This window comes from Ferrimonas sp. YFM (assembly GCF_030296015.1).
GTDB lineage: Bacteria > Pseudomonadota > Gammaproteobacteria > Enterobacterales > Shewanellaceae > Ferrimonas.
This window is the reverse complement of sequence record NZ_AP027368.1, coordinates 1,341,782-1,359,788: the sequence shown is the minus strand read 5'-3', so window position 1 is coordinate 1,359,788 and position 18,007 is coordinate 1,341,782. Positions and strand designations below refer to the sequence as shown.

Here is an 18,007-nt window from a genome sequence, read left to right as displayed (position 1 = left end):
GCCGGCTTCCATTGATATCTCTATAGCTTAATCAGGCTGGTAACCGAATCCGCCAAGCTTCCCAAGGTACTGTCATCCTTTTTCTCATCGGCATAAGCTATACCTGCTGCCTGATGACATTGAACAACAATCTCTTCAGTACCTACGCCCTTGCACCCCTCCAGTTCAGCCGCGACCTTGTCCTGATCTTCAAGCTTCCGATAAAGAGCGATGTGATCCACATGGAAAGGAGTGCGACTGCCAACCACCTGCTCCCCCCTCGTAAGAATAGAATCAGCCTTGTCCAACTGGTCCAGATCGCGGTACGCCTGAGAGGCCAAGATAAAGGTCTGAATGGAGGCATCTTCCCAGTTCTCAATCAAGTCCAGGTTCTGTGCCGCCTTAGTTTTATTACCCTGGGCCATGCGCACACTGTACATGGCAAATCGCGGATAAGCGTGACGCGAAGTACTGCCGGTCAAGGACTTGCGAGCGAGCGCCTCAGCCTTGTCAACAAACCCCTTATCCAAGGCTCTGAACGCTTCCGATGCGAACCAGTAACGGTTCAGCTCATTGTCACTCTTAAGTGCCTGCAGGGCGTCACTGCTTTGACGACGACGACGCTCTTTTCGATACTCCCGTTTCACATAGTGTGCCAGGTCGGAGATACGCGCTTCCGGTTTGTTATGCCGATCAGAAAACCACTGAAGTAGCCGAGTTGTCCCTTCATTGGCCGCCATATAACCGATGGTTTCCCAGGTACTTCCTCCCTCAGGGATCTCTCCACTGGTGGCTAGGGTAACGAATTGCTGAAAATCCTGTTTCTTCTCCTGAAGTTGCTCTTCAGAAAAGGTCTGACTGCTGCCCATGCGTTCCAGAACTGACTGGTAAGAGGCAGGGCTGTATCCCGCCAGAACCATCAGGTCCAACCCAAGCAGGTCCGCCTCATCCTCCTGCCCACGCGACACCGCCGAACTGATGACATCCCGGCTCAGACGGTTGATGGTTAGGCCGGTCTTATATGCATCCACCATCTGCTGCTGAGACTTTTCACTGTTCTTGGTGGAGATCCTGAATCCCTTTTCGGTTTTAGTGTGTTCCAGGTCAGCAAGAAACGCTGCGTTGATCGCCACATTTGCTGCCTTTTCCACCACCACCTTCTGCGCCAGGAAATAATCGTTGGTATCCTGATGTCCCAACAGGATATGAGACGCTTCGTGGGCAAGGACAAAGGCCAGCTCATCCTCGGTTTCGATGTCTGCAATCAGCCCCATGGAGAGAATAATGGTGTCGGTTTCAGCCCGTGCGGTAAAGGCACGGTTAGCGGTGACCTTCACCTTAATAGGCCGCTCCAATGGATGAGGCCACTGAGCCAGGACCTTGCCAAGTACCCCTTGCAGGTACTCATCCATCTTGCGACTCTCAATCAGGTGACGATCGGCGCCAGGACGGTAGGCCACCATCATCTCCTCGGGGGCCTTCTCCTTCACAGATTTCGCCTTGGCATCGGCCAGGGCGGTGGAGTTAAGAAAAGTACCGTTAACCGTCTCATAAGTGCTACTTCCCACAAGAGGCAAGGTGGTCTTGCAACCCACCAGAGCCAGTCCGGCCACCAGAACAAACAGTTTCTTCATTGGTCACACCCCTCACCCAGCCCCAATGAGCCAAAAGTCTCCTCATCGCTCTTGCGGGCTATCGTGTGCGAAGTGCAGATGTAGCTGGCACTGGCCTTCTGATTGAGGCTGACTTCTGACTGATGGACCCAGTACTCAACCTCCTCCAGCTTGTACATCAACATTCCGGTCGGCTTGTCGTAACTCTTCACCTCCAGGGGCAAGCCGGTGTCTTTCGGAAGCTCGGCCCTGGGCACATCCTTGCAGTTCTCCTGCCTGTCGCAGATCTCCACAGTGTCCATGGTGAAATCCAAGATCAGCACCTTCTCTGCGGCAACCAATTGTGCTGAAGGAGCCAGCACACCCAGAGCCAGAATGGCGGATATATACGGTTTAATCATCATCACTTCCTTGACGCGAAGTCGTTAAGGCACCGCCCATCTCTGTGGAATCGGGGCAGGTACCGCCAGAAAAATCGGGAAGCAGTGTCCACCTCAGAGCAGACACCAAATAGAAACACCAGGTAGGCAGGGCCAACAGAACTATCAGCACCAGAATATGCAGGTTAACGATGCCAATCCCCATTTGGGAGCTCAGCAGCATCGCAGTTCCAAATGTGAGTAACGCAAACAGCAGCGCCTGTTTTAACCCTGACAGAGCCGCAGAGAGCCGCTCTTCATGACACAGCTCGGTTTGAACTTCGATGTATCGCATCCGGTAATCAAACACCCAACACAGCACAAGAAACTCAATAAACCAACTGACCACGTCGAAAAAGCCAAAACCCCATCCATCAAACTCCGAAGGCTTATGCCAGTACTGGTCACCAAACAGCATCAGATTCTCGAGGGCCACAGCATGCTGGAACACTCCCGGAAGGTTTCCGTTAACCGGCGACAACACTCGGTCCGCCAGCCCTTCCAGATCGTAACCAACCATCACCACCCGGTTCTCAATCACATTGCGTAGCTCAGGATCCTTGAGTGCACCGGGCTCCATCAACTCCCAGGCACTGATGGTAAGGATCTGCGGACAGGGGTAGCGCCCACTGAGCTCAGTATCGTCATCGGAGAGTAAACCTTGGGCCAGGTCCCCGAAAATGGCAGACAGCGATTGCCGGTAAGCGGCTCCCTTCGACTGCTGACATTGACTGCTGAGATTGAGAATCCTCTCCTGATCCGGTGCATGACGGTTACTCCAACGCACCGTCATAGGTTCTTGAAACCGAGCATCTCCTTCGCACTCACGGCCATTGTCCTGACACCAAATCCGGTACAGGCGCAGCGCAGCACTGGTTCGGACCAGACCTCCCTCCTCCCACACCAGAGGGTAGTGGTAACCAACTCCATCCCAAGACACGGCTCCAAGAGTGGAAACACCGGCAATCGCATGACGCAGGCTATTCGGGTCACTAAGCCGGGCATCAGTATCAAACTTGGGGGAACTGGCCATGACCACCGGCGCATCACTTCTGCGTAACCGATTGAGCCACCGATTCAATCCAGGTGAATGCTCATAGTGCTGAAGAATGTCAAAAAAGATGGGACCAGACTTAAGAGCGTTGAGGTTCTTAAGAACCCTTGCCAGATCCGAATAGGGAACAGGGTAGATATCCTGGGTATTGGCGACAAATCGCTCATCAATGAGAACAACCGTTATCTGATCTGCGAAGGTGTCCGGAACAAAAGGGGAGAGATAGCGATTGACCAGTGTTTCGTTGTGGCTTTCTGAAGCACTCTGAAGGCCAAAGGGGTCGGAAGTGAAGATCGCTGCCATGAGCAGCGCCATAAGAACGGCTTTGACTTTGAATCGGTTGAACAAACTGTCTTCCTTAACAGCGATCAGTACATTAGCATTTCCTTAAAGTGAATAAAAACTAACAGTATCAATAACAAGCGTAAAGAGAGGGCGGTGATTTTGTGAACACCGCCCCAAGATTGGCTAAAACTTCAGGCGCAGTCGCGCTCCTCTGTTTTAAATTGGGACAGGGCCCTGAGTTGTTTGGAGATATCTTTGAACTTGTGAGTCTGGGTCTCATCCCAGATCACCGGGTAGTAGGCCCCCAGCTCCGACTCGATGCGCTTGGTGTCCAGCACCTCGTCATTGCGGGCCAGGACGCACAGGCAGTGGCCGCGATTTCGCTCGCGGAACGCCTTGACGCACTTCTCCTTGATGTCCCGATACTCCTCAGGTCGGTCAATCAGCCCCACCATATTCTCTTCCGGCCAGAGATTGGGGTTGAACACCACGGAACGCATGCCACAGAGGAAGCCCACCCGTTCGGCCCAGAAGCCGCCCAGGCCAACACCGACGATCAGCGGATTGGCATCGTCGCTGAACTTCTTATGCTTCTCCACCTCTTTCAGCAGATGCTGCATGTCATGACGGGGATGCAGGGTGGAGTAATTGATAAAACGTACATCTTCATCCGCAAACTGCAGCTGAAGCACCTTCTCGTGATTTCCGGGACTGGTGGCATCAAAGCCGTGCAGGTAGATAATCATAGCGAAACCATTCCATTAGCTTGGGACCACTATAGCCACAGGGCTGGACCATTCAAAGGGCAAACCCTGATCTGGATCACGGTTGGTCGAATTTTGCCAGGTGAGCCCAATTCAACCCCACCCCAGAAGTGTGTCTCTAACCAGTATGGGCCCAATCCAGTGTGAATCCCATTCCCGAACAGTTTTTCTCCAGAGCACTTCCCCTGAGGTTACACCCGCTTCGGCACAGACATCGGCAGGACAGCACAGCCACGAGATATTATGCTAATTGAGTCAGGTCGGATTTTGCTTTCCCTCCGCCTGGGTTACCATCAGCCATCCGCCTGCGGGCAACGACACAACAGGGATACCGTTTATGATCAGCGTGTTCGATATGTTCAGTATCGGCATCGGCCCCTCCAGCTCCCACACCGTGGGCCCGATGAGGGCAGCCAATCGCTTTATCGATGAGCTCAAAGAGCATCAGCAGTTTGAGCAGGCCGATGAGATTCAGTGTGAGCTGTTTGGCTCCCTGGGCCAGACCGGCAAGGGTCACGGCACCGGCAAAGCCGTGGTGCTGGGATTGCTGGGCGACGAGCCTGAAGCCGTCGACACCGACAGCGTCCAGGGCAAACTGGACCAGGTTGAATCCGAAGAAGCCCTGCTTCTGGGAGGCCAGCGCCGGGTCAGCTTCACCCGGGCCGATGGCCTCACCTACCACAGACGCAAAACCCTGCCCCAACATGCCAACGCCATGACCCTGCGCGCCCTGGTGCGGGGACTGGTGGTCTATGAGCAGACCTATTTCTCCGTCGGAGGCGGCTTTGTCCTGGACAAGAGTGAGATCGCCCAGCCGGTGACTCTGAGTCAGGGCCCGGTTCTGCCCTACCCCTTCGAGAGCGCCGCTCAGCTCCTGGAGCTGTGTAATGAGCAGGGTCTGTCCATCGCCTCACTGATGATGGCCAACGAAAAGGTGGTGGCCGACGAGGCCGCCATCCGCGCCCAGCTGTGGACCATCTGGCTTACCATGAAACAGTGTGTGGAGCGTGGCTGCCGGGACGAGGGGATCCTCCCTGGTGGCCTGAAGCTGCGCCGCCGCGCCCCCACCCTCTACCGCAGACTCACCGTGGAGGGGTGCAACAGCAGCGATCCTCTCAACGCCATGGACTGGGTGGATCTCTTTGCCCTCGCGGTGAACGAAGAGAACGCCGCCGGTGGCCGGGTGGTCACCGCCCCCACCAACGGCGCCGCCGGCATCCTGCCCGCGGTACTCTGCTACTACGACAAGTTTGTGCAGCCGGTGGATGAAGAGACCGCCTGCCGCTACCTGCTGAGCGCCGCCGCCATCGGCATCCTCTATAAGAAAAACGCCTCCATCTCCGGCGCCGAAGTGGGCTGTCAGGGTGAAGTGGGCGTGGCCTGCTCCATGGCCGCCGGCGCCCTGACCGAGATCATGGGCGGCACCCCGGCCATGGTGGAGTGTGCCGCGGAAATCGGCATGGAGCACAACCTGGGCCTGACCTGCGACCCCGTGGGCGGCCTGGTGCAGGTGCCCTGCATCGAGCGCAACGCCATGGGCGCGGTCAAGGCGATCAACGCCTCCCGCCTGGCGCTGCGTGGCGACGGTCAGCACAAGGTCTCCCTGGACAAGGTGATCAAGACCATGTGGGAAACCGGCCAGGACATGCGTACCAAGTACAAGGAGACCGCCCGTGGCGGTCTGGCGGTGAACATCGTCGAGTGCTGACGGTTTTGTAACGAGTTGAAGATCCCCGCCCCGGCGGGGATTTTTTTGGTCCTGAGTCAGCGCAAGGATACAAAGGGTTACAAAGCGCAGGCCGGTTATTTGGTTAAATCTCTGCAACAAAACACAGACAGAGAGACAACCATGACGTTAAGAGTTTTCTCGGTACTCCTCCTGACCCTGGCACTGCAAGCCTGTGGTGGAGGCAGCAGCGGCAACAGCGACAATGACAAGGCCAGCACCAAAGAGGCTCACTTCATTCAGCCCGACAAGGTGGCCGCCTATGTGGCGAATTTCCAGAGCCAGTACGACCAGATCAAACTTACCCTGGACGGAAAAGAGTACCCGGTGGAGTTCTATGACATGTCCCAGAAGGAGAAGCTCATTGTGGTCAAGTTCGCCGAGGGCGTCCTGACCTTTGGCTTCGACTTCGACAAGGAAACGCCCATCGCCACCAGCTTTAAAATTGACCGGGTGGGAGACGAGCTGAGCCACAAGGCGATCACCGTCACCTCTGAGGGCGACAACTTCAAGATGGAGGGCAGCGTCGAGGAGCCCGTCACCCAGGGGCTGTACAACGTTGAATTTGTCTTCAATGAAGCCCTGCTGAGCGCAGGCAACGCCAGCTTCCGCCTGGATGAGGCCAAGACCACCGCCTTCGTCAACGGCGCCCTGGGCACCTCCAGCTACATCAAGCTCAAGGCTCTGCTGGAGAACAACCCTGGCCTGAAGACCCTGGTCCTGGAGAATGTGGAGGGCTCGGTGAACGATGCCATCAACCTGCACACCAGCCGCCTGGTGCGCAATGCCCAGCTGACCACAGAGATTCGTAAAGGGGGCGAGGCCCACTCCGGCGGCGTGGATCTCTTCTCCGCCGGCTACCACAGAGTCTATCAGGATGGCGCCACTCTGGGGGTTCACTCCTGGTGCTGCACCGACAAGGGCCAGGATGCCGGTAAGCTGAGCAAAGACGACGCCCAACATGCGCCCTACCTCACCTTCTCCAGAGAGATGCTGGGTGACACCCTGGGCCCGGATTTTTACTTCTTCACCATCCAGGCGGCTCCGGCCAGCGGCATCCACAAGATGACCAGGGCGGAGATAGACAAGTACCTGCTGGCCGATCAGCCCAGATAACCTGCCCAGAAACAGAAAAGACCGCCAGATGGCGGTCTTTTTTTATCGGGGCTGTCGAGCCGCTTAATCGATATCCAGATACTTGTGGGTCTGAACCGACAGTCGCCAGTTACGCTTGATGCAGGTGTCGATGGCCAACTCGGTCGCCCGCTTCTTGGTGGAGATGGGCTGCAGGCAGATCTGTGGGTTTCTCGGCAGGGCCTGGCCTTCCAGAAGCTGATCCAGCTCCTCAATGTGACGCTCTGTGGCGATGGGGTGCTTGATCTCATCGGCCCGCGCCAGCGCCTGCGCCAGCACAGGCAGACCGCCCTTCATCCCCACCTTGGGCGATACCGTCACCCAGGTCTGCTCGTCACAGCGCACCTCGGCACAGCCGGAGGTCTCAATCTGACAGCGCCAGCCGGCGGCGTGCATCCGTTCGGTCAGTTCGGTCAGATCATAGAGACAGGGCTCGCCACCGGTGATCACCAGGTGACGGGCGCTGTAGCGGCCGTCGGTGAGCAGGGCCACCAGCTGGGCTTCGTCATACTGGGCCCAGATTGGCTTGTCGCCACTGACCCCGATGATCTGTTCAGGGTCCACCTGATGCTCAGGTTCCACCTCCCAGGTATGGCGGGTGTCGCACCAGGGGCACCCCACCGGGCAGCCCTGAAGACGCAGGAACACCGCCGGCATGCCGGTAAACTGCCCTTCGCCCTGGATGGTTTCGAAGATCTCGTTGACGGGAAGCTGACTCACTGACCCGCCTCCTGCACCATCTCAGTGCTGGGCCAGGCGTTGATCACCGCCTTGACCAGGGTCGCCAGGGGGATGGCAAAGAACACCCCCCAGAAGCCCCACAGGCCGCCGAAGATCAGCACGGCGATGATGATCGCCACCGGATGCAGGTTCACCGCTTCGGAGAACAGAATCGGCACCAGCACGTTGCCATCCAGCATCTGGATGATGCCGTAGGCCAGCATCAGATAGCCGAACTGTGGGGTCACCCCCCACTGGAACAGGCCCACCAGGGCCACGGGAATGGTCACCACGGTAGCGCCGATGTAGGGGATCAGCACCGACAGGCCCACGGCCAGCCCCAGCAGGGCGGCGTAGCGCAGGTCCATAAACAGGAAGGTGAGGTAGCTGGCCACGCCGATGATCAAGATCTCAATGGCCTTGCCGCGAATGTAGTTGACGATCTGGCCGTTCATCTCGGCCCACACCTGCTTGGCCAGTTCACGATTGCTGGGCACAAAGCGGCTGAGGCTGCGCAGCAGCTGACGCTTATCCTTGAGGAAAAAGAACACCAGCAGCGGCACCAGAATGGCGTAGACCGCCAGGGCCACCAGGTCCACCAGGGAACCCAGAGAGATCTGCAGTACCTGCTGCCCCCAGGCCAGAATCTGGTTGTTGAGGTTCTGCATCAATTCATGGACCTGCTGCTCGCTGATCACCTCGGGATACTGTTGGGGCAGGGTCAGCACCATCCCCTGAGCCTGACCAATCATGTCGGGCAGTTCACGAGCCAGGCTGATCCCCTGATTCCAGATCTGAGGCAGGGCGATGAGACAGAACATCATCATCACCCCGACAAACACCAGCAGCACCAGCGACACCGCCAAAGAGCGTGGCAGGCCCCGGTTGGCCATTTGCGCCACCGGCCATTCCAGCATGTAGGCCAGCACCACGGCCACCAGCAGCGGAGTAATCAGCTTGCCGTAGAAGTAGATGATGGCAAAGCCCACCATCAGGATCAGCGCCAGGGTGACCGCCTGAGGGTCGGAGAACTTCTCCTGGTACCAGTTGCGGAGTAGATTCCACATACTTTTCTAAAACCTTTTCTGTCTTTTAATGTTGCGGGCGCAGATAGACTGCCGTCCCCTGTGGCCGGGTCTCGGATTCCACCGAAAAGCCGCAGCGCCGAGCATAGGGGATCAGATCCCGCAAGGTTGCCGGGTCGCCGATAAGCAGTTCCAGCGCCCCGTCCCCACGTAGATCCTTCATCGCCAGCTTGGCCTGAACGAAGGCCATTGGACAACGATAAGATGAAAGATCAACAAATTGCATCCTGACTTCCCTGCCGACTAAATGGGCCCTCATCAGGGAAACTCATCCCCGCAAGAAAACCGCCACGAATCGGGCGCCATTATCCCCCTAGCTCAGGCAAACCACAAACCTGGGATGCAAGATTATGTAAAGTCGCTGGAACCCAAAGGGCCTCTGCGCAGACTAACTAAGGCAGGCTGCGCTCTGCCGATTGTCGTTTCCCCATGGATGCCAAGTCGCTCCCAGAACGGCAAAGGCCAACGCACCCCGATAACAATCCAGGCCACCCCGGAGCGAAACGACAACCAAAGACCGGAATAACCTAAGCTAAAACATAGCATTACTCCCTTAACTTCGGGTAAATGCCTGCGCAACACTGTGGTCATTCACAGGCGGATGCAGGTACACTGGCCGGAACATCATCAGAAACGGACATCAAGGACACACGTGATCAGACGTTTTTCACTTACTCTGGGAGCCGCGCTGCTGAGCGCGACCCTGGGGCTCACCGCAGCCCAGGCTCAACCGGAGCTGCCAGAGCTTGGCACCGTGGCCTCCAGCACACTCTCCATCGACAAGGAGAGTCAGATTGGGGACTTCTATATGCGGATGCTGCGTGGTCAGCTTCCCATCATCCACGATCCTGTGATGAACGAGTACCTTAATGACCTGGGCAACCGGCTGGTGGCCAGGGCAGACAACGTCAAAACCCCTTTTACCTTCTTTCTGATCAACAACAACGAAATCAACGCTTTCGCCTTCTTCGGCGGCCATGTGGGGGTTCACACCGCCATCATCAAGGAGGCGGACAACGAGAGTGAGCTGGCGTCGGTACTGGGGCACGAAATTGCCCACGTGACCCAGCGCCACCTGGCCCGGGCCATTGAAGCCCAGAAGAAGACCGCCCCCGCCACGGTGGCCGGGGTGATTGGTTCCATCATCCTGGCCATGGCCTCCCCGGAAGCGGGCATAGCCGCCCTGCAGTCGACCCTGGCCATCAGCCAGCAGGCGCAGATCAACTACACCCGAAGCAACGAAAAAGAGGCGGACCGCATCGGCATCAAGACCCTGGCGGCCGCCGGTTTCGATCCCAACGCCGTGCCCAGTTTCTTCGGCAAGATGGCGGCCAAATACCGCTTTGCCAGCAAGCCCCCGCAGATGCTGCTGACCCACCCCCTGCCGGAAAGCCGGGTGGCCGACGCCCGCGCCCGGGCTGCCCTCTACCCCTATCGTCCGGTACCGGAGAATCTGCTGTTCCATCTGGCCAAGGCCAGGGTGCAGGTGCGCTACTCCAAGCTAGACAGAGACCACGCCCTGTTCCTGTTCGATAAGCAGGCCAAGATGGGCGACCCTGTGGTCATCGACGCCGCCCATTACGGCAAGGCCCTGACCCTGCTGGACATGGAGCGCTTCGATGAGGCGGAGAAGGAGCTCAAGGCCCTGCTGACCAAAGATCCGCAAAACCTGTTCTACCTGGACACCGCCGCCGACATCCTGCTGATGCAGAAGCGCCCAAAGGAAGCAATCTCCCTGCTGCGCCAGGCACAGAAGCTCAGGCCCGACAACAGCGTCATCGAGATCAACCTAGCCAACGTGCTGCTGCAGACGGGTCAGCTCAAAGAGGCCCGCGCCCTGCTTGAGCACCAGATTCTGCTCAATAAGGACAGCGTGGTGGCCTACGATCTGCTCTCCCAGGTCTACCGCAAGATGGGCCTGACCGCCGAGCGCCATATGGTCCAGGCGGAGCTGCTGGCCCTGTCGGCCGGTTACGGCCAGGCGATTGAACAGCTTCAGTACGCCTACCGCCAGACCCGGGACAATCCGCTGCAGAAGGCACGCATCGATGCCAGAATCAAGGAACTGCGCAAGTCGGAACAGGAGATGAAATCCCTTTGATCTGATGGCGGGCCAACGTAGAATGGCCCCATAATGAGATCATGATCACAGGAAGTTCATAACCATGACCCAAACGACCCGCATCTGGCACAACCCCCGCTGCTCCAAGAGCCGTCAAACGCTGGCCCTGTTGGAGGAGCAGGGGGTCACCCCTCAAGTGTATGAGTACCTGAAACAGGCCCCCTCGGAAACGGAACTGCGTCAGATTCTGGAGATGCTAGGGCTGACTCCCCGCCAGCTGATGCGCACCAAGGAAGCGGAATACAAGGAGCAGAACCTGGCCGATGCCGGAGATGACGCCCTGATCGCCGCCATGCTCAGCACCCCCAAACTGATTGAGCGCCCCATCGTGGTCCATGGCAACCGAGCCGCCATCGGCCGTCCCCCTGAGCAGGTGCTGGAGATCCTCAAATAAGATGGTGAGCAACAGCGAAAGCCTGGGCCGCATCGCCCTGGGCAGCTACCTCAGCTGTCTGCTGTACATTCCCCTCTGGCAACTGTGGCTGGCGCCAGGAAGTGGATACTCCCTGGGGTTCAGCCTGATGATGCTGGTGCCCCTGTTCCTGCCCCTTCCCGGCATGCTCAAGGGGAAACCCTACACCCATGCCTGGTCCGGCTTCATCGCCTGCCTCTATCTGGTGGCCAGCCTGACCCAACTCTGGGTGGCCAGAGAGGCATTCTGGTGGCCAGCCCTGGCCACAGTAATGCTCCTGAGCTGGCTGCTGGCCAGCAGCTTTTACGCCCGCAGCCGCGGCAGAGAACTGGGCCTGGGGCTGAAGAAAAAGAAGCAATAGAAAGGGTACGGGCAGGCCAGGGAGGCCAGCTGCACCCATGTTAACCCCCTATGGGAGAGAGCCTATGAAGAAGCACTGGATTGCACTGACCGCCTTAACTCTGCTCGCCGCCTGTGGCGGAGGAGGCGGAGGTTCCTCCCCTGATCCCACGCCGCTTCCTCCCTCGTCACAGCTGAGGCTGAACCTGAGCCCGGCGGCCGACGGCAGTGTGGCCCTGGTGGCCACCGTCGATGGTGTCCCCAGCCGGGATCTCAGCTTCCAGTGGTCTCAAGTCTCAGGGCCGGCGGTCAACATCACCAACCCCAGATCGCCCATGGCGGCGTTCGAGGCGCCCCAGGCAACCCTCTACGAGTTTCAGCTAACCATAACCGACACCCAGGGCAACGTCATCCAAGCGCCTGTGGACATCAGCACCACGGAGCCGGTGTCGGCAACCCGGATCCGAGGGGATCAGGTGGTGCCCTCCGGCGGACGGGTCTCCATGCGCCTGGGTCGCAGCGGCGATCGCAGCCAGCCCCTGCAGAACATCAGCTGGCAGCAGCGCTCCGGTCCTGACATCAGCAACATGGACAACAGTGACCCTGAACTGCTGACCTTTACCGCCCCCGCAGTGACCCAGGACACCCTGATTCGCATCAGCGCCAGCGCCAGTGACAATGGCCAGAATGTCGCTGACAACGCCTACCTGCTGGTCACCGCCGAACCTTCGCCGGTCTCCGGCGCCCTGTTTGATTCCCCCCTGGCCCGAGTGGTCGCCTGGGATTCAGACTCCCCCTGGGCCGATGCCCTGGGGCGCTGCGTCTACTCCACTCAGTTGACCTCCTCCTCCCCCTGCCGCATAGAGACCCTGCCGCTGCTGGGGCAGAGCCACCCGAACCCCACGGTGGACCAGGTGATGGAGCGGGTGGTGGTCTCCCACCCCTGGATGGGGGACGCCTTTAAGCGCTTCCTGGAACAGCGCGACACCCATGGCGACTTCCGCCGCCTGCTGGGTGCGGTTACCGCTGTGGTGATCAGTTCCGATGTTCGCCCCTCCTTCTACTGGGTCGCCACCGGCGCCATCTATCTTGACCCGTCGGATCTGTGGCAGGCTCCCTGGCAGATGGCCACCATCAATGAAGATCCGGATTTTCGCAGCGGCTTCGGCAGCGAACTGAACTTCCTGCTTCCCTGGCGCTATGTAAAGGGCAACAGCTACGCCAGCGTCTACTACCCGCCCCACCTAGAAGCGAGCCGCAGCCTGGGCGCCCTGGAGCCCGACCTGGCCAGCCTGCTCTACCACGAGTTGGCCCATGCCAATGACTTCTTCCCCAGCAGCACCTGGGACAGCATCAACAGTGCCACCCTGCTTGAGGCCTTCTATCAGCGCAGCGAACAGAATGCCCTGATCTCCGATCACCTGACCCGGGACCTGCCGCTGCAAAGCAGCGAGATGAAGGCGCTGGCTGACGTGCAGTTCAGAGGCACCAAGGCCACCACCCTGCAGAAGAGCTACCAGCCCGATGACATCACCGCCTTCTTCTCCGGCGACCGTGCCAACGACGACTACAGCTACTCCACCTCCAGAGAGGATCTGGCGATGCTGTTTGAAGAGGCGATGATGATGCACAGGTATGAGATTCGCCGGGATGTGGCGGTCACCGACCTGCCTGAGCAGGTCTCCGCCTCCAGCATCACCGTGGACTGGGGCCAGCGGGGCCGCATCGGCGAAACGGCGATACTGCCCAGGCTGGACCTGGTGCTCACCGAGCTGATGCCCTCCTTGAACGCCGACCAGGTGATCTCAGGGCTCCCCAGCCCCAACCAGATGCGCAGCGGCGAAAGCTGGGCCCAGAATCTGACCCTGGAAGAGGCCACCTCGGCCCCGCGGGTCCAGGCCATGCCACCCCTGCTCTCCCCCAAGGAGGGACAGCACCGCCACCTGGGCAGGGCTCCGGACTGGAAGCTGGAAAACCACTAAAACAGAAAAGGCCGCAGACGCGGCCTTTCTTATGCTCGTTGAGTCGACCCGCTAGAGGTGCAGGGTCTCCTTGACGAAGGGGATGGTCAGTCGACGCTGAGCCTGCATGGAGGCTTTGTCCAGCCTGTCCAGCACATCAAACAGGGTGCGCAGGTCCCGTGCCAGTCTGGTGAGCATAAAGCGGCCCACATCTTCGGGCAACTCCAGTCCCCGTGCCTTGGCCCGGCGCTGCAGTGCCGTCAGCTTCTCCTCGTCGGTCAGGGACTGCACCTGGTAATGCACCCCCCAGTTCAACCTGGACACCAGATCCGGCAGCAGGAACCCGGCCTGGCCGGCGGGACAACTGGCGGACACAATCAGCTTGCAGTCACCGCGCTCCTTGATCCTGTTGTACAGATCAAACACCGCCTCCTCCCAGAAGGGATTTCGGGCCAGCTGATCGATGTCATCCAGACAGACCAGCGAGATCTCCTCCAGCCCATCGAGCACCGCAGGCGACATGCTGGCGTGGATTCCCAGGGGGAGGTAGAACGCCTGCCGTTCCAGCTCCCGGGCGTGGGCGCAGGCGGCATGCAGCAGATGGGTACGGCCGGACTTGGCCTGCCCCCACAGGTAGGTGACGGTCTCCCCTTTGCCCTCGGCCACCTGACGAATCGCCTCCAGTAACTGCTGGTTGGCCGCCGGGTAGTAACTGCCGAAGGTCTCATCGTCCGGCAGATGTACAGGCAGGGAGAGCTGAATGGGTGAATTCGATTGCACTAGGGATTTACAGCTCCAGTCCGCAAGATGGCGTCATTGTAGCACGGGCTCCCGCCCGTCCCAATTTCACTGATCGCCGATCCAGCGATATCGGGTCTGAGTGACCATTTCATCGTCAGACACCAGGGTTTCCACCCGAGGCTCCAGCTCGAGAATCTGCGCCAGGGCATCGGCGGAGCCCACCAGTTCAACGGCAAAGCTCACCTGACGGTCCTGCAAAGCGGTCACCTGCAGGCTGGCGATGGCACTCAGGCCACGCAGATAACGCTCGACGGCAACCAGCTCGGACATGCTGCCCTGAATCTCGAACACCAGCTGTTTCTGGGCTTCCTCTTCGCTGGCCACGGTGGCGTAACGACGGGCGTAGTAGCCGGCCAGTTCCCGTTGCAGGGCCATCAGCCCCTGCTCCAGCCCTTCGGCCTGTCCGCTTTTCTGCATCACACTGCGGCGGACGCTGCCAAAACCATAGCGGTCGGCCTGGTCTCCCTGCTGATAGGGGTAGAGGGCCAGGGCGTAATACCAGCCTTCGGTACCGGGCCAGACCCTGGCCAGCATAAAGAAATCCGCCTGGTATCGCTCACTGGCCTCGGCCACAGGGTCCACAAAAAAGCCCCAGACGTCATTGAGGCCCACCCGGATGGCATCCTCAAGATCCATCAACGGCAGGGACAGGGGCAGGCCACGCAACTCGGACTGCTCGCGCCAGGCCTCCAGCATCTGGGCGTCCAGCTGTTCTGACATCAGCTGACGCTCCCCCTGCTCATCCTCCAGGGCAACCCACCCCAGGGTCAGGGGCCGCTGCTTGCCCCACACCGGCAGTTGTCGCTGCTGCATCTCTTTCACCAGCAGCGAGCCATCGAACTGGATGGTCAGGGTCAGGGGATCGCCGCCATAGCCAAAGCTGGAGACAAAGCGGGTGGGGTTGCCCAGCATCCCCTTCATGCGGGGGTCCTCGGCTACGGCGTCATCTCCGGTCAGTCGCACCAGAGTCTGCATCAGGGCATCGGGAATCTTCTGCTGGCGCTCGGCACGCTCACGTCCTTCCACCTGAACCTGGGCCTGATAGAGGTTGGCCACCTCCACCGCTAGGGCGGATGAGCAGAACAGCAGAGGCAGTAAAAAAGCGAGTCGTTTCACGAAGATTCCCGGGGTCAACATCAATGGCCAGAGTGTATCACAGAGGCAGGGAAGTTGAATGACTGCCTGATTTCTCCGCCGGAAGACAAAAGTGTGAACCCGGTACGGGGTAAATGAACACTGGATGACAAAGCGGGAAAACCCAGAAGGATAGAATTGGCGTCGGTCAGCAAGGTTCTCCCTGCTCATTGGTTAATCTCGACCCATATCAACGAGCCTGCTGCACCACAATCATCATTACTGTCAGCCCCGCCGCAACTGCGACGGGGCTTTTTTTGTGGGCTTGTTACAGCAGAGACAATGCCGCAGACGGCAGCTGATTGGCCTGAGCCAACATCGCCGAGGCGGACTGTTGCAGCACCTGTTGCTTGGCCAGTTTCGAGGACTCTTTTGCCATGTCCGTATCCCGAATTCGGGAACGACTGGCCGAGGTGTTCTCGGTGATATTGGTCAAGTTGGAGATGGTGTGCTCCAGGCGGTTCACCGTTGCCCCCAATGAGGCCCGTGACGAATCAACAATCTTGAGCGCATCATCCACCGCTTCGATGGCCGATTGAGGGTCCTTGGTCAGATCGACTCTGTCCAATCCCAGATACTTGGTGCCAAAGCTGCCGAGGTTGAAGGTAATCTCCTCATGGGCATTGGCGCCAACCTGGGCAGCAATCTGATACCCACCCTCTCCCTCACCGATCTCCGGAGCATAGTCAGCCAGAGCAACTTCCGTCGCGCCGATACCCGTCGGGTCATAACTGCCCGGGGCAAAGTCGCTGTCGTCGTTGTCATCGTCACCGGACACAAAGTACTCATCGAAGGAGGCCGCACCGCTGCCATCTCCGGTGACACCCTGCATCACATTGTCCAGCTCTGGGCCACTGCCAGTCACATCGAAACCGGCCAATGAGCCATTGTCGGCATTGGAGAGATTCATCTGGGTATTGATGAACTCCTCAAACTTGGTCGCCGCACCACCGCCACCTGCGCCATCGAGCTCAGCGAACAGAGCATTGACGTCGGTCCATCGGCCTCCGGAAGCGGTGTTAAGGGCCGCGTCCAGGGTGGCACCGCCAGCCATGGCCGTGTTGACCGCCTTCAGTCCACCACCACCCAGCTCATGGTCAATGTAGCGGTTGACCACATAACCGCCGGAATAGGCGGCTGCCGTTTCAATGGCCGTGCCCGGGTTGGCTGTACTGGCCACATCCGCTTTGAGCTGAGTCCAGATGGCGCCAATGCCTGTGGCACCGCCACCATTATTGGCGATATCCGCACTCAACCTGTCGTCGGCCCCACGCATCACCTCGGCGCTGCCCTCTTTAAACCAGGTCGCAGTGCTTCCCCATTTATCGAAGTTCGCCCCTTGAATAGCGTGCACCATCTCGTGAAGGATGGTTTCATCCAACTCGAGACTGCCTCCACCGGCACCGGCGCCAAAATCGTCAAGATCAATGGTCATCACCTGGTTATAGGCGGTACTGCCCGCAACCAGGGAGGAAACACTGGCCGCCGTTCCACCAGGCCCATCCATATGCTCAAGGTCGATCTTCAGCGTGGTGTTCTTGCCATCAATACCCAGCTTATCCTTAATCAAGTCCTCAGACTCTTTCAGCCAGCTGTTGGCAAGCTTACTGACGATCTCCCTCTCCACAGGATCCACCCGGGAAGCATCGGTTTCCTTGAACAACCTTTTGCCACCAAACGAGGTGGTGGTGTTGGTTCGGTCAATCTCCTCCAACAGAGCGGCCGCCTCTTTCTGAAGCGCTTTCCTGTCCTCATCACTGTTCGAGCCGTTCGCCGCTTGCAAGCTAAGGTCACGGATACGAAACAGGGACTCGGTCACCTCCTGAACGGCGCCCTCTGCAGTTTGCGCCATCGAGATGGCATCAGATGCATTCTTAATCGCGACATTAAGCCCATTAATTTGCGAGGTTAGCCTATTGGTAATCTGCAACCCGGCCGCATCGTCCTTTGCCGAGTTGATTCTTAGCCCAGACGACATCCTCTCCATCGACGACGCAACACCACTGCTGCTGCGTTGCAGCAACTGGTTGGTGAACATCGATGTCGTATTTGTGGCAATTCGCACGACACCCCCTTACCAAGTTTGTAATCGAACTTGTCTTGGATATCGGCGAACTCAATAGCGACTTTATACACAAACTGACGTTTTTGAGCCGAATGTAACAAAGATAAAATAAATTCGCAGAACAGACCGCAAATGGTAAACCCGTTGACCATTCAAACACTAATGGATGTGATAGACTCCGCTCCGGACGGTGATAGAACCCATTTCTCAGTCAAAAACCCTGTAAAGTGGTCATTCACATTTTTTTTACTCTTTTTCTTTTAACGTTCCAATCTTTAAAAAAAAGCCTCAAAAGAATGGCTTCGGCGGAATCCAACCGGCTCTCCCCTCAAAACACGTGAAGACTTTGACGACAATAACTGACATTGTGGCCCGGTTGTAACAAGTGGTGGCT

The 18,007-nt window shown here is 58.4% G+C and carries 16 protein-coding genes; 6 read left to right on the top strand and 10 right to left on the bottom strand.

Annotated elements, in window-relative coordinates:
* Positions 1 to 20: 20 nt before the first annotated feature.
* From QUE41_RS06425 to ycfP, 4 genes are all read right to left on the bottom strand, one after another.
* A complete protein-coding gene (locus QUE41_RS06425) occupies positions 21 to 1,613 on the bottom strand; it encodes a M48 family metalloprotease (RefSeq protein ID WP_286342056.1) in 1,593 nt (530 codons plus the stop codon).
* Positions 1,610 to 1,993, bottom strand: coding sequence for a hypothetical protein (locus QUE41_RS06420; protein ID WP_286342055.1), 384 nt, complete (start codon positions 1,991 to 1,993; stop codon positions 1,610 to 1,612). The genes QUE41_RS06425 and QUE41_RS06420 overlap by 4 nt, the downstream gene beginning before the upstream one ends.
* Positions 1,986 to 3,413, bottom strand: a complete 1,428-nt coding sequence (locus QUE41_RS06415; protein WP_286342054.1) for a CHASE2 domain-containing protein — start codon at positions 3,411 to 3,413, stop codon at positions 1,986 to 1,988. The genes QUE41_RS06420 and QUE41_RS06415 overlap by 8 nt, the downstream gene beginning before the upstream one ends.
* Positions 3,414 to 3,541: 128 nt before the next feature.
* The gene (gene ycfP, locus QUE41_RS06410; RefSeq protein ID WP_286342053.1) at positions 3,542 to 4,096 is read right to left on the bottom strand and encodes an alpha/beta hydrolase YcfP; all 555 of its coding nucleotides are present in this window, start codon (positions 4,094 to 4,096) and stop codon (positions 3,542 to 3,544) included.
* A 355-nt stretch (positions 4,097 to 4,451) separates the two neighbouring features.
* Here ycfP and QUE41_RS06405 point away from each other — a divergent pair, with 355 nt between their 5' ends.
* Positions 4,452 to 5,822: an L-serine ammonia-lyase gene (locus QUE41_RS06405; protein ID WP_286342052.1), complete on the top strand. Its 1,371-nt coding sequence runs from the start codon at positions 4,452 to 4,454 to the stop codon at positions 5,820 to 5,822.
* Positions 5,823 to 5,963: 141 nt separating this feature from the next.
* Positions 5,964 to 6,956 carry a hypothetical protein gene (locus QUE41_RS06400; RefSeq protein WP_286342051.1) on the top strand — a complete coding sequence of 331 codons (993 nt, stop codon included), beginning with the start codon at positions 5,964 to 5,966 and terminating at the stop codon, positions 6,954 to 6,956.
* Positions 6,957 to 7,019: 63 nt separating this feature from the next.
* Here QUE41_RS06400 and queE read toward each other — a convergent pair whose 3' ends face one another.
* The 3 genes from queE to QUE41_RS06385 are packed head-to-tail and all read right to left on the bottom strand — an operon-like array spanning position 7,020 to position 9,005.
* Positions 7,020 to 7,631: a 7-carboxy-7-deazaguanine synthase QueE gene (gene queE, locus QUE41_RS06395; RefSeq protein ID WP_502876019.1), complete on the bottom strand. Its 612-nt coding sequence runs from the start codon at positions 7,629 to 7,631 to the stop codon at positions 7,020 to 7,022.
* A gap of 59 nt (positions 7,632 to 7,690) precedes the next feature.
* Complete coding sequence (locus QUE41_RS06390) at positions 7,691 to 8,761, bottom strand: AI-2E family transporter (protein WP_286342049.1); 1,071 nt, start codon at positions 8,759 to 8,761, stop codon at positions 7,691 to 7,693.
* Positions 8,762 to 8,786: 25 nt separating this feature from the next.
* Positions 8,787 to 9,005, bottom strand: coding sequence for a sulfurtransferase TusA family protein (locus QUE41_RS06385; RefSeq protein WP_286342048.1), 219 nt, complete (start codon positions 9,003 to 9,005; stop codon positions 8,787 to 8,789).
* Between the two features lie 426 nt (positions 9,006 to 9,431).
* Between QUE41_RS06385 and bepA the strand changes: the two genes are divergently transcribed.
* The 4 genes from bepA to QUE41_RS06365 all read left to right on the top strand — a co-directional run bounded on the left by bepA (position 9,432) and on the right by QUE41_RS06365 (position 13,634).
* Entirely contained in the window at positions 9,432 to 10,880 is a 1,449-nt protein-coding gene (gene bepA, locus QUE41_RS06380) for a beta-barrel assembly-enhancing protease (RefSeq protein WP_286342047.1), read from the top strand.
* Positions 10,881 to 10,944: 64 nt separating this feature from the next.
* Entirely contained in the window at positions 10,945 to 11,295 is a 351-nt protein-coding gene (arsC, locus tag QUE41_RS06375; protein ID WP_286342046.1) for an arsenate reductase (glutaredoxin), read from the top strand.
* Between the two features lies 1 nt (position 11,296).
* Positions 11,297 to 11,674 (top strand): DUF2069 domain-containing protein, encoded by a 378-nt coding sequence (locus QUE41_RS06370; protein ID WP_286342045.1) that lies wholly within the window; start codon positions 11,297 to 11,299, stop codon positions 11,672 to 11,674.
* Positions 11,675 to 11,738: 64 nt separating this feature from the next.
* Entirely contained in the window at positions 11,739 to 13,634 is a 1,896-nt protein-coding gene (locus QUE41_RS06365) for a PKD domain-containing protein (RefSeq protein WP_286342044.1), read from the top strand.
* Between the two features lie 51 nt (positions 13,635 to 13,685).
* Here the strand turns inward: QUE41_RS06365 and hda are convergent, their stop codons facing one another.
* The 3 genes from hda to QUE41_RS06350 form a co-directional block, all read right to left on the bottom strand.
* Complete coding sequence (gene hda / locus QUE41_RS06360; protein WP_286342043.1) at positions 13,686 to 14,393, bottom strand: DnaA inactivator Hda; 708 nt, start codon at positions 14,391 to 14,393, stop codon at positions 13,686 to 13,688.
* A gap of 66 nt (positions 14,394 to 14,459) precedes the next feature.
* Positions 14,460 to 15,530, bottom strand: a complete 1,071-nt coding sequence (locus tag QUE41_RS06355) for a DUF2066 domain-containing protein (protein ID WP_286342042.1) — start codon at positions 15,528 to 15,530, stop codon at positions 14,460 to 14,462.
* Between the two features lie 286 nt (positions 15,531 to 15,816).
* Positions 15,817 to 17,586, bottom strand: coding sequence for a flagellinolysin (locus QUE41_RS06350; RefSeq protein ID WP_502876018.1), 1,770 nt, complete (start codon positions 17,584 to 17,586; stop codon positions 15,817 to 15,819).
* Positions 17,587 to 18,007: the final 421 nt, after the last annotated feature.

Bases quoted from the DNA above. Each gene is read 5' to 3' on its own strand.
- QUE41_RS06385 (WP_286342048.1), bottom strand. From the start codon at position 9,005: ATGCAATTTGTTGATCTTTCATCTTATCGTTGTCCAATGGCCTTCGTT.
- QUE41_RS06405 (WP_286342052.1), top strand. From the start codon at position 4,452: ATGATCAGCGTGTTCGATATGTTCAGTATCGGCATCGGCCCCTCCAGC.
- arsC (WP_286342046.1), top strand. From the start codon at position 10,945: ATGACCCAAACGACCCGCATCTGGCACAACCCCCGCTGCTCCAAGAGC.
- QUE41_RS06350 (WP_502876018.1), bottom strand. From the start codon at position 17,586: ATGTTCACCAACCAGTTGCTGCAACGCAGCAGCAGTGGTGTTGCGTCG.
- QUE41_RS06370 (WP_286342045.1), top strand. From the start codon at position 11,297: ATGGTGAGCAACAGCGAAAGCCTGGGCCGCATCGCCCTGGGCAGCTAC.
- QUE41_RS06390 (WP_286342049.1), bottom strand. From the start codon at position 8,761: ATGTGGAATCTACTCCGCAACTGGTACCAGGAGAAGTTCTCCGACCCT.
- ycfP (WP_286342053.1), bottom strand. From the start codon at position 4,096: ATGATTATCTACCTGCACGGCTTTGATGCCACCAGTCCCGGAAATCAC.
- queE (WP_502876019.1), bottom strand. From the start codon at position 7,631: ATGCCGGCGGTGTTCCTGCGTCTTCAGGGCTGCCCGGTGGGGTGCCCC.
- QUE41_RS06420 (WP_286342055.1), bottom strand. From the start codon at position 1,993: ATGATTAAACCGTATATATCCGCCATTCTGGCTCTGGGTGTGCTGGCT.
- QUE41_RS06400 (WP_286342051.1), top strand. From the start codon at position 5,964: ATGACGTTAAGAGTTTTCTCGGTACTCCTCCTGACCCTGGCACTGCAA.
- QUE41_RS06425 (WP_286342056.1), bottom strand. From the start codon at position 1,613: ATGAAGAAACTGTTTGTTCTGGTGGCCGGACTGGCTCTGGTGGGTTGC.
- QUE41_RS06365 (WP_286342044.1), top strand. From the start codon at position 11,739: ATGAAGAAGCACTGGATTGCACTGACCGCCTTAACTCTGCTCGCCGCC.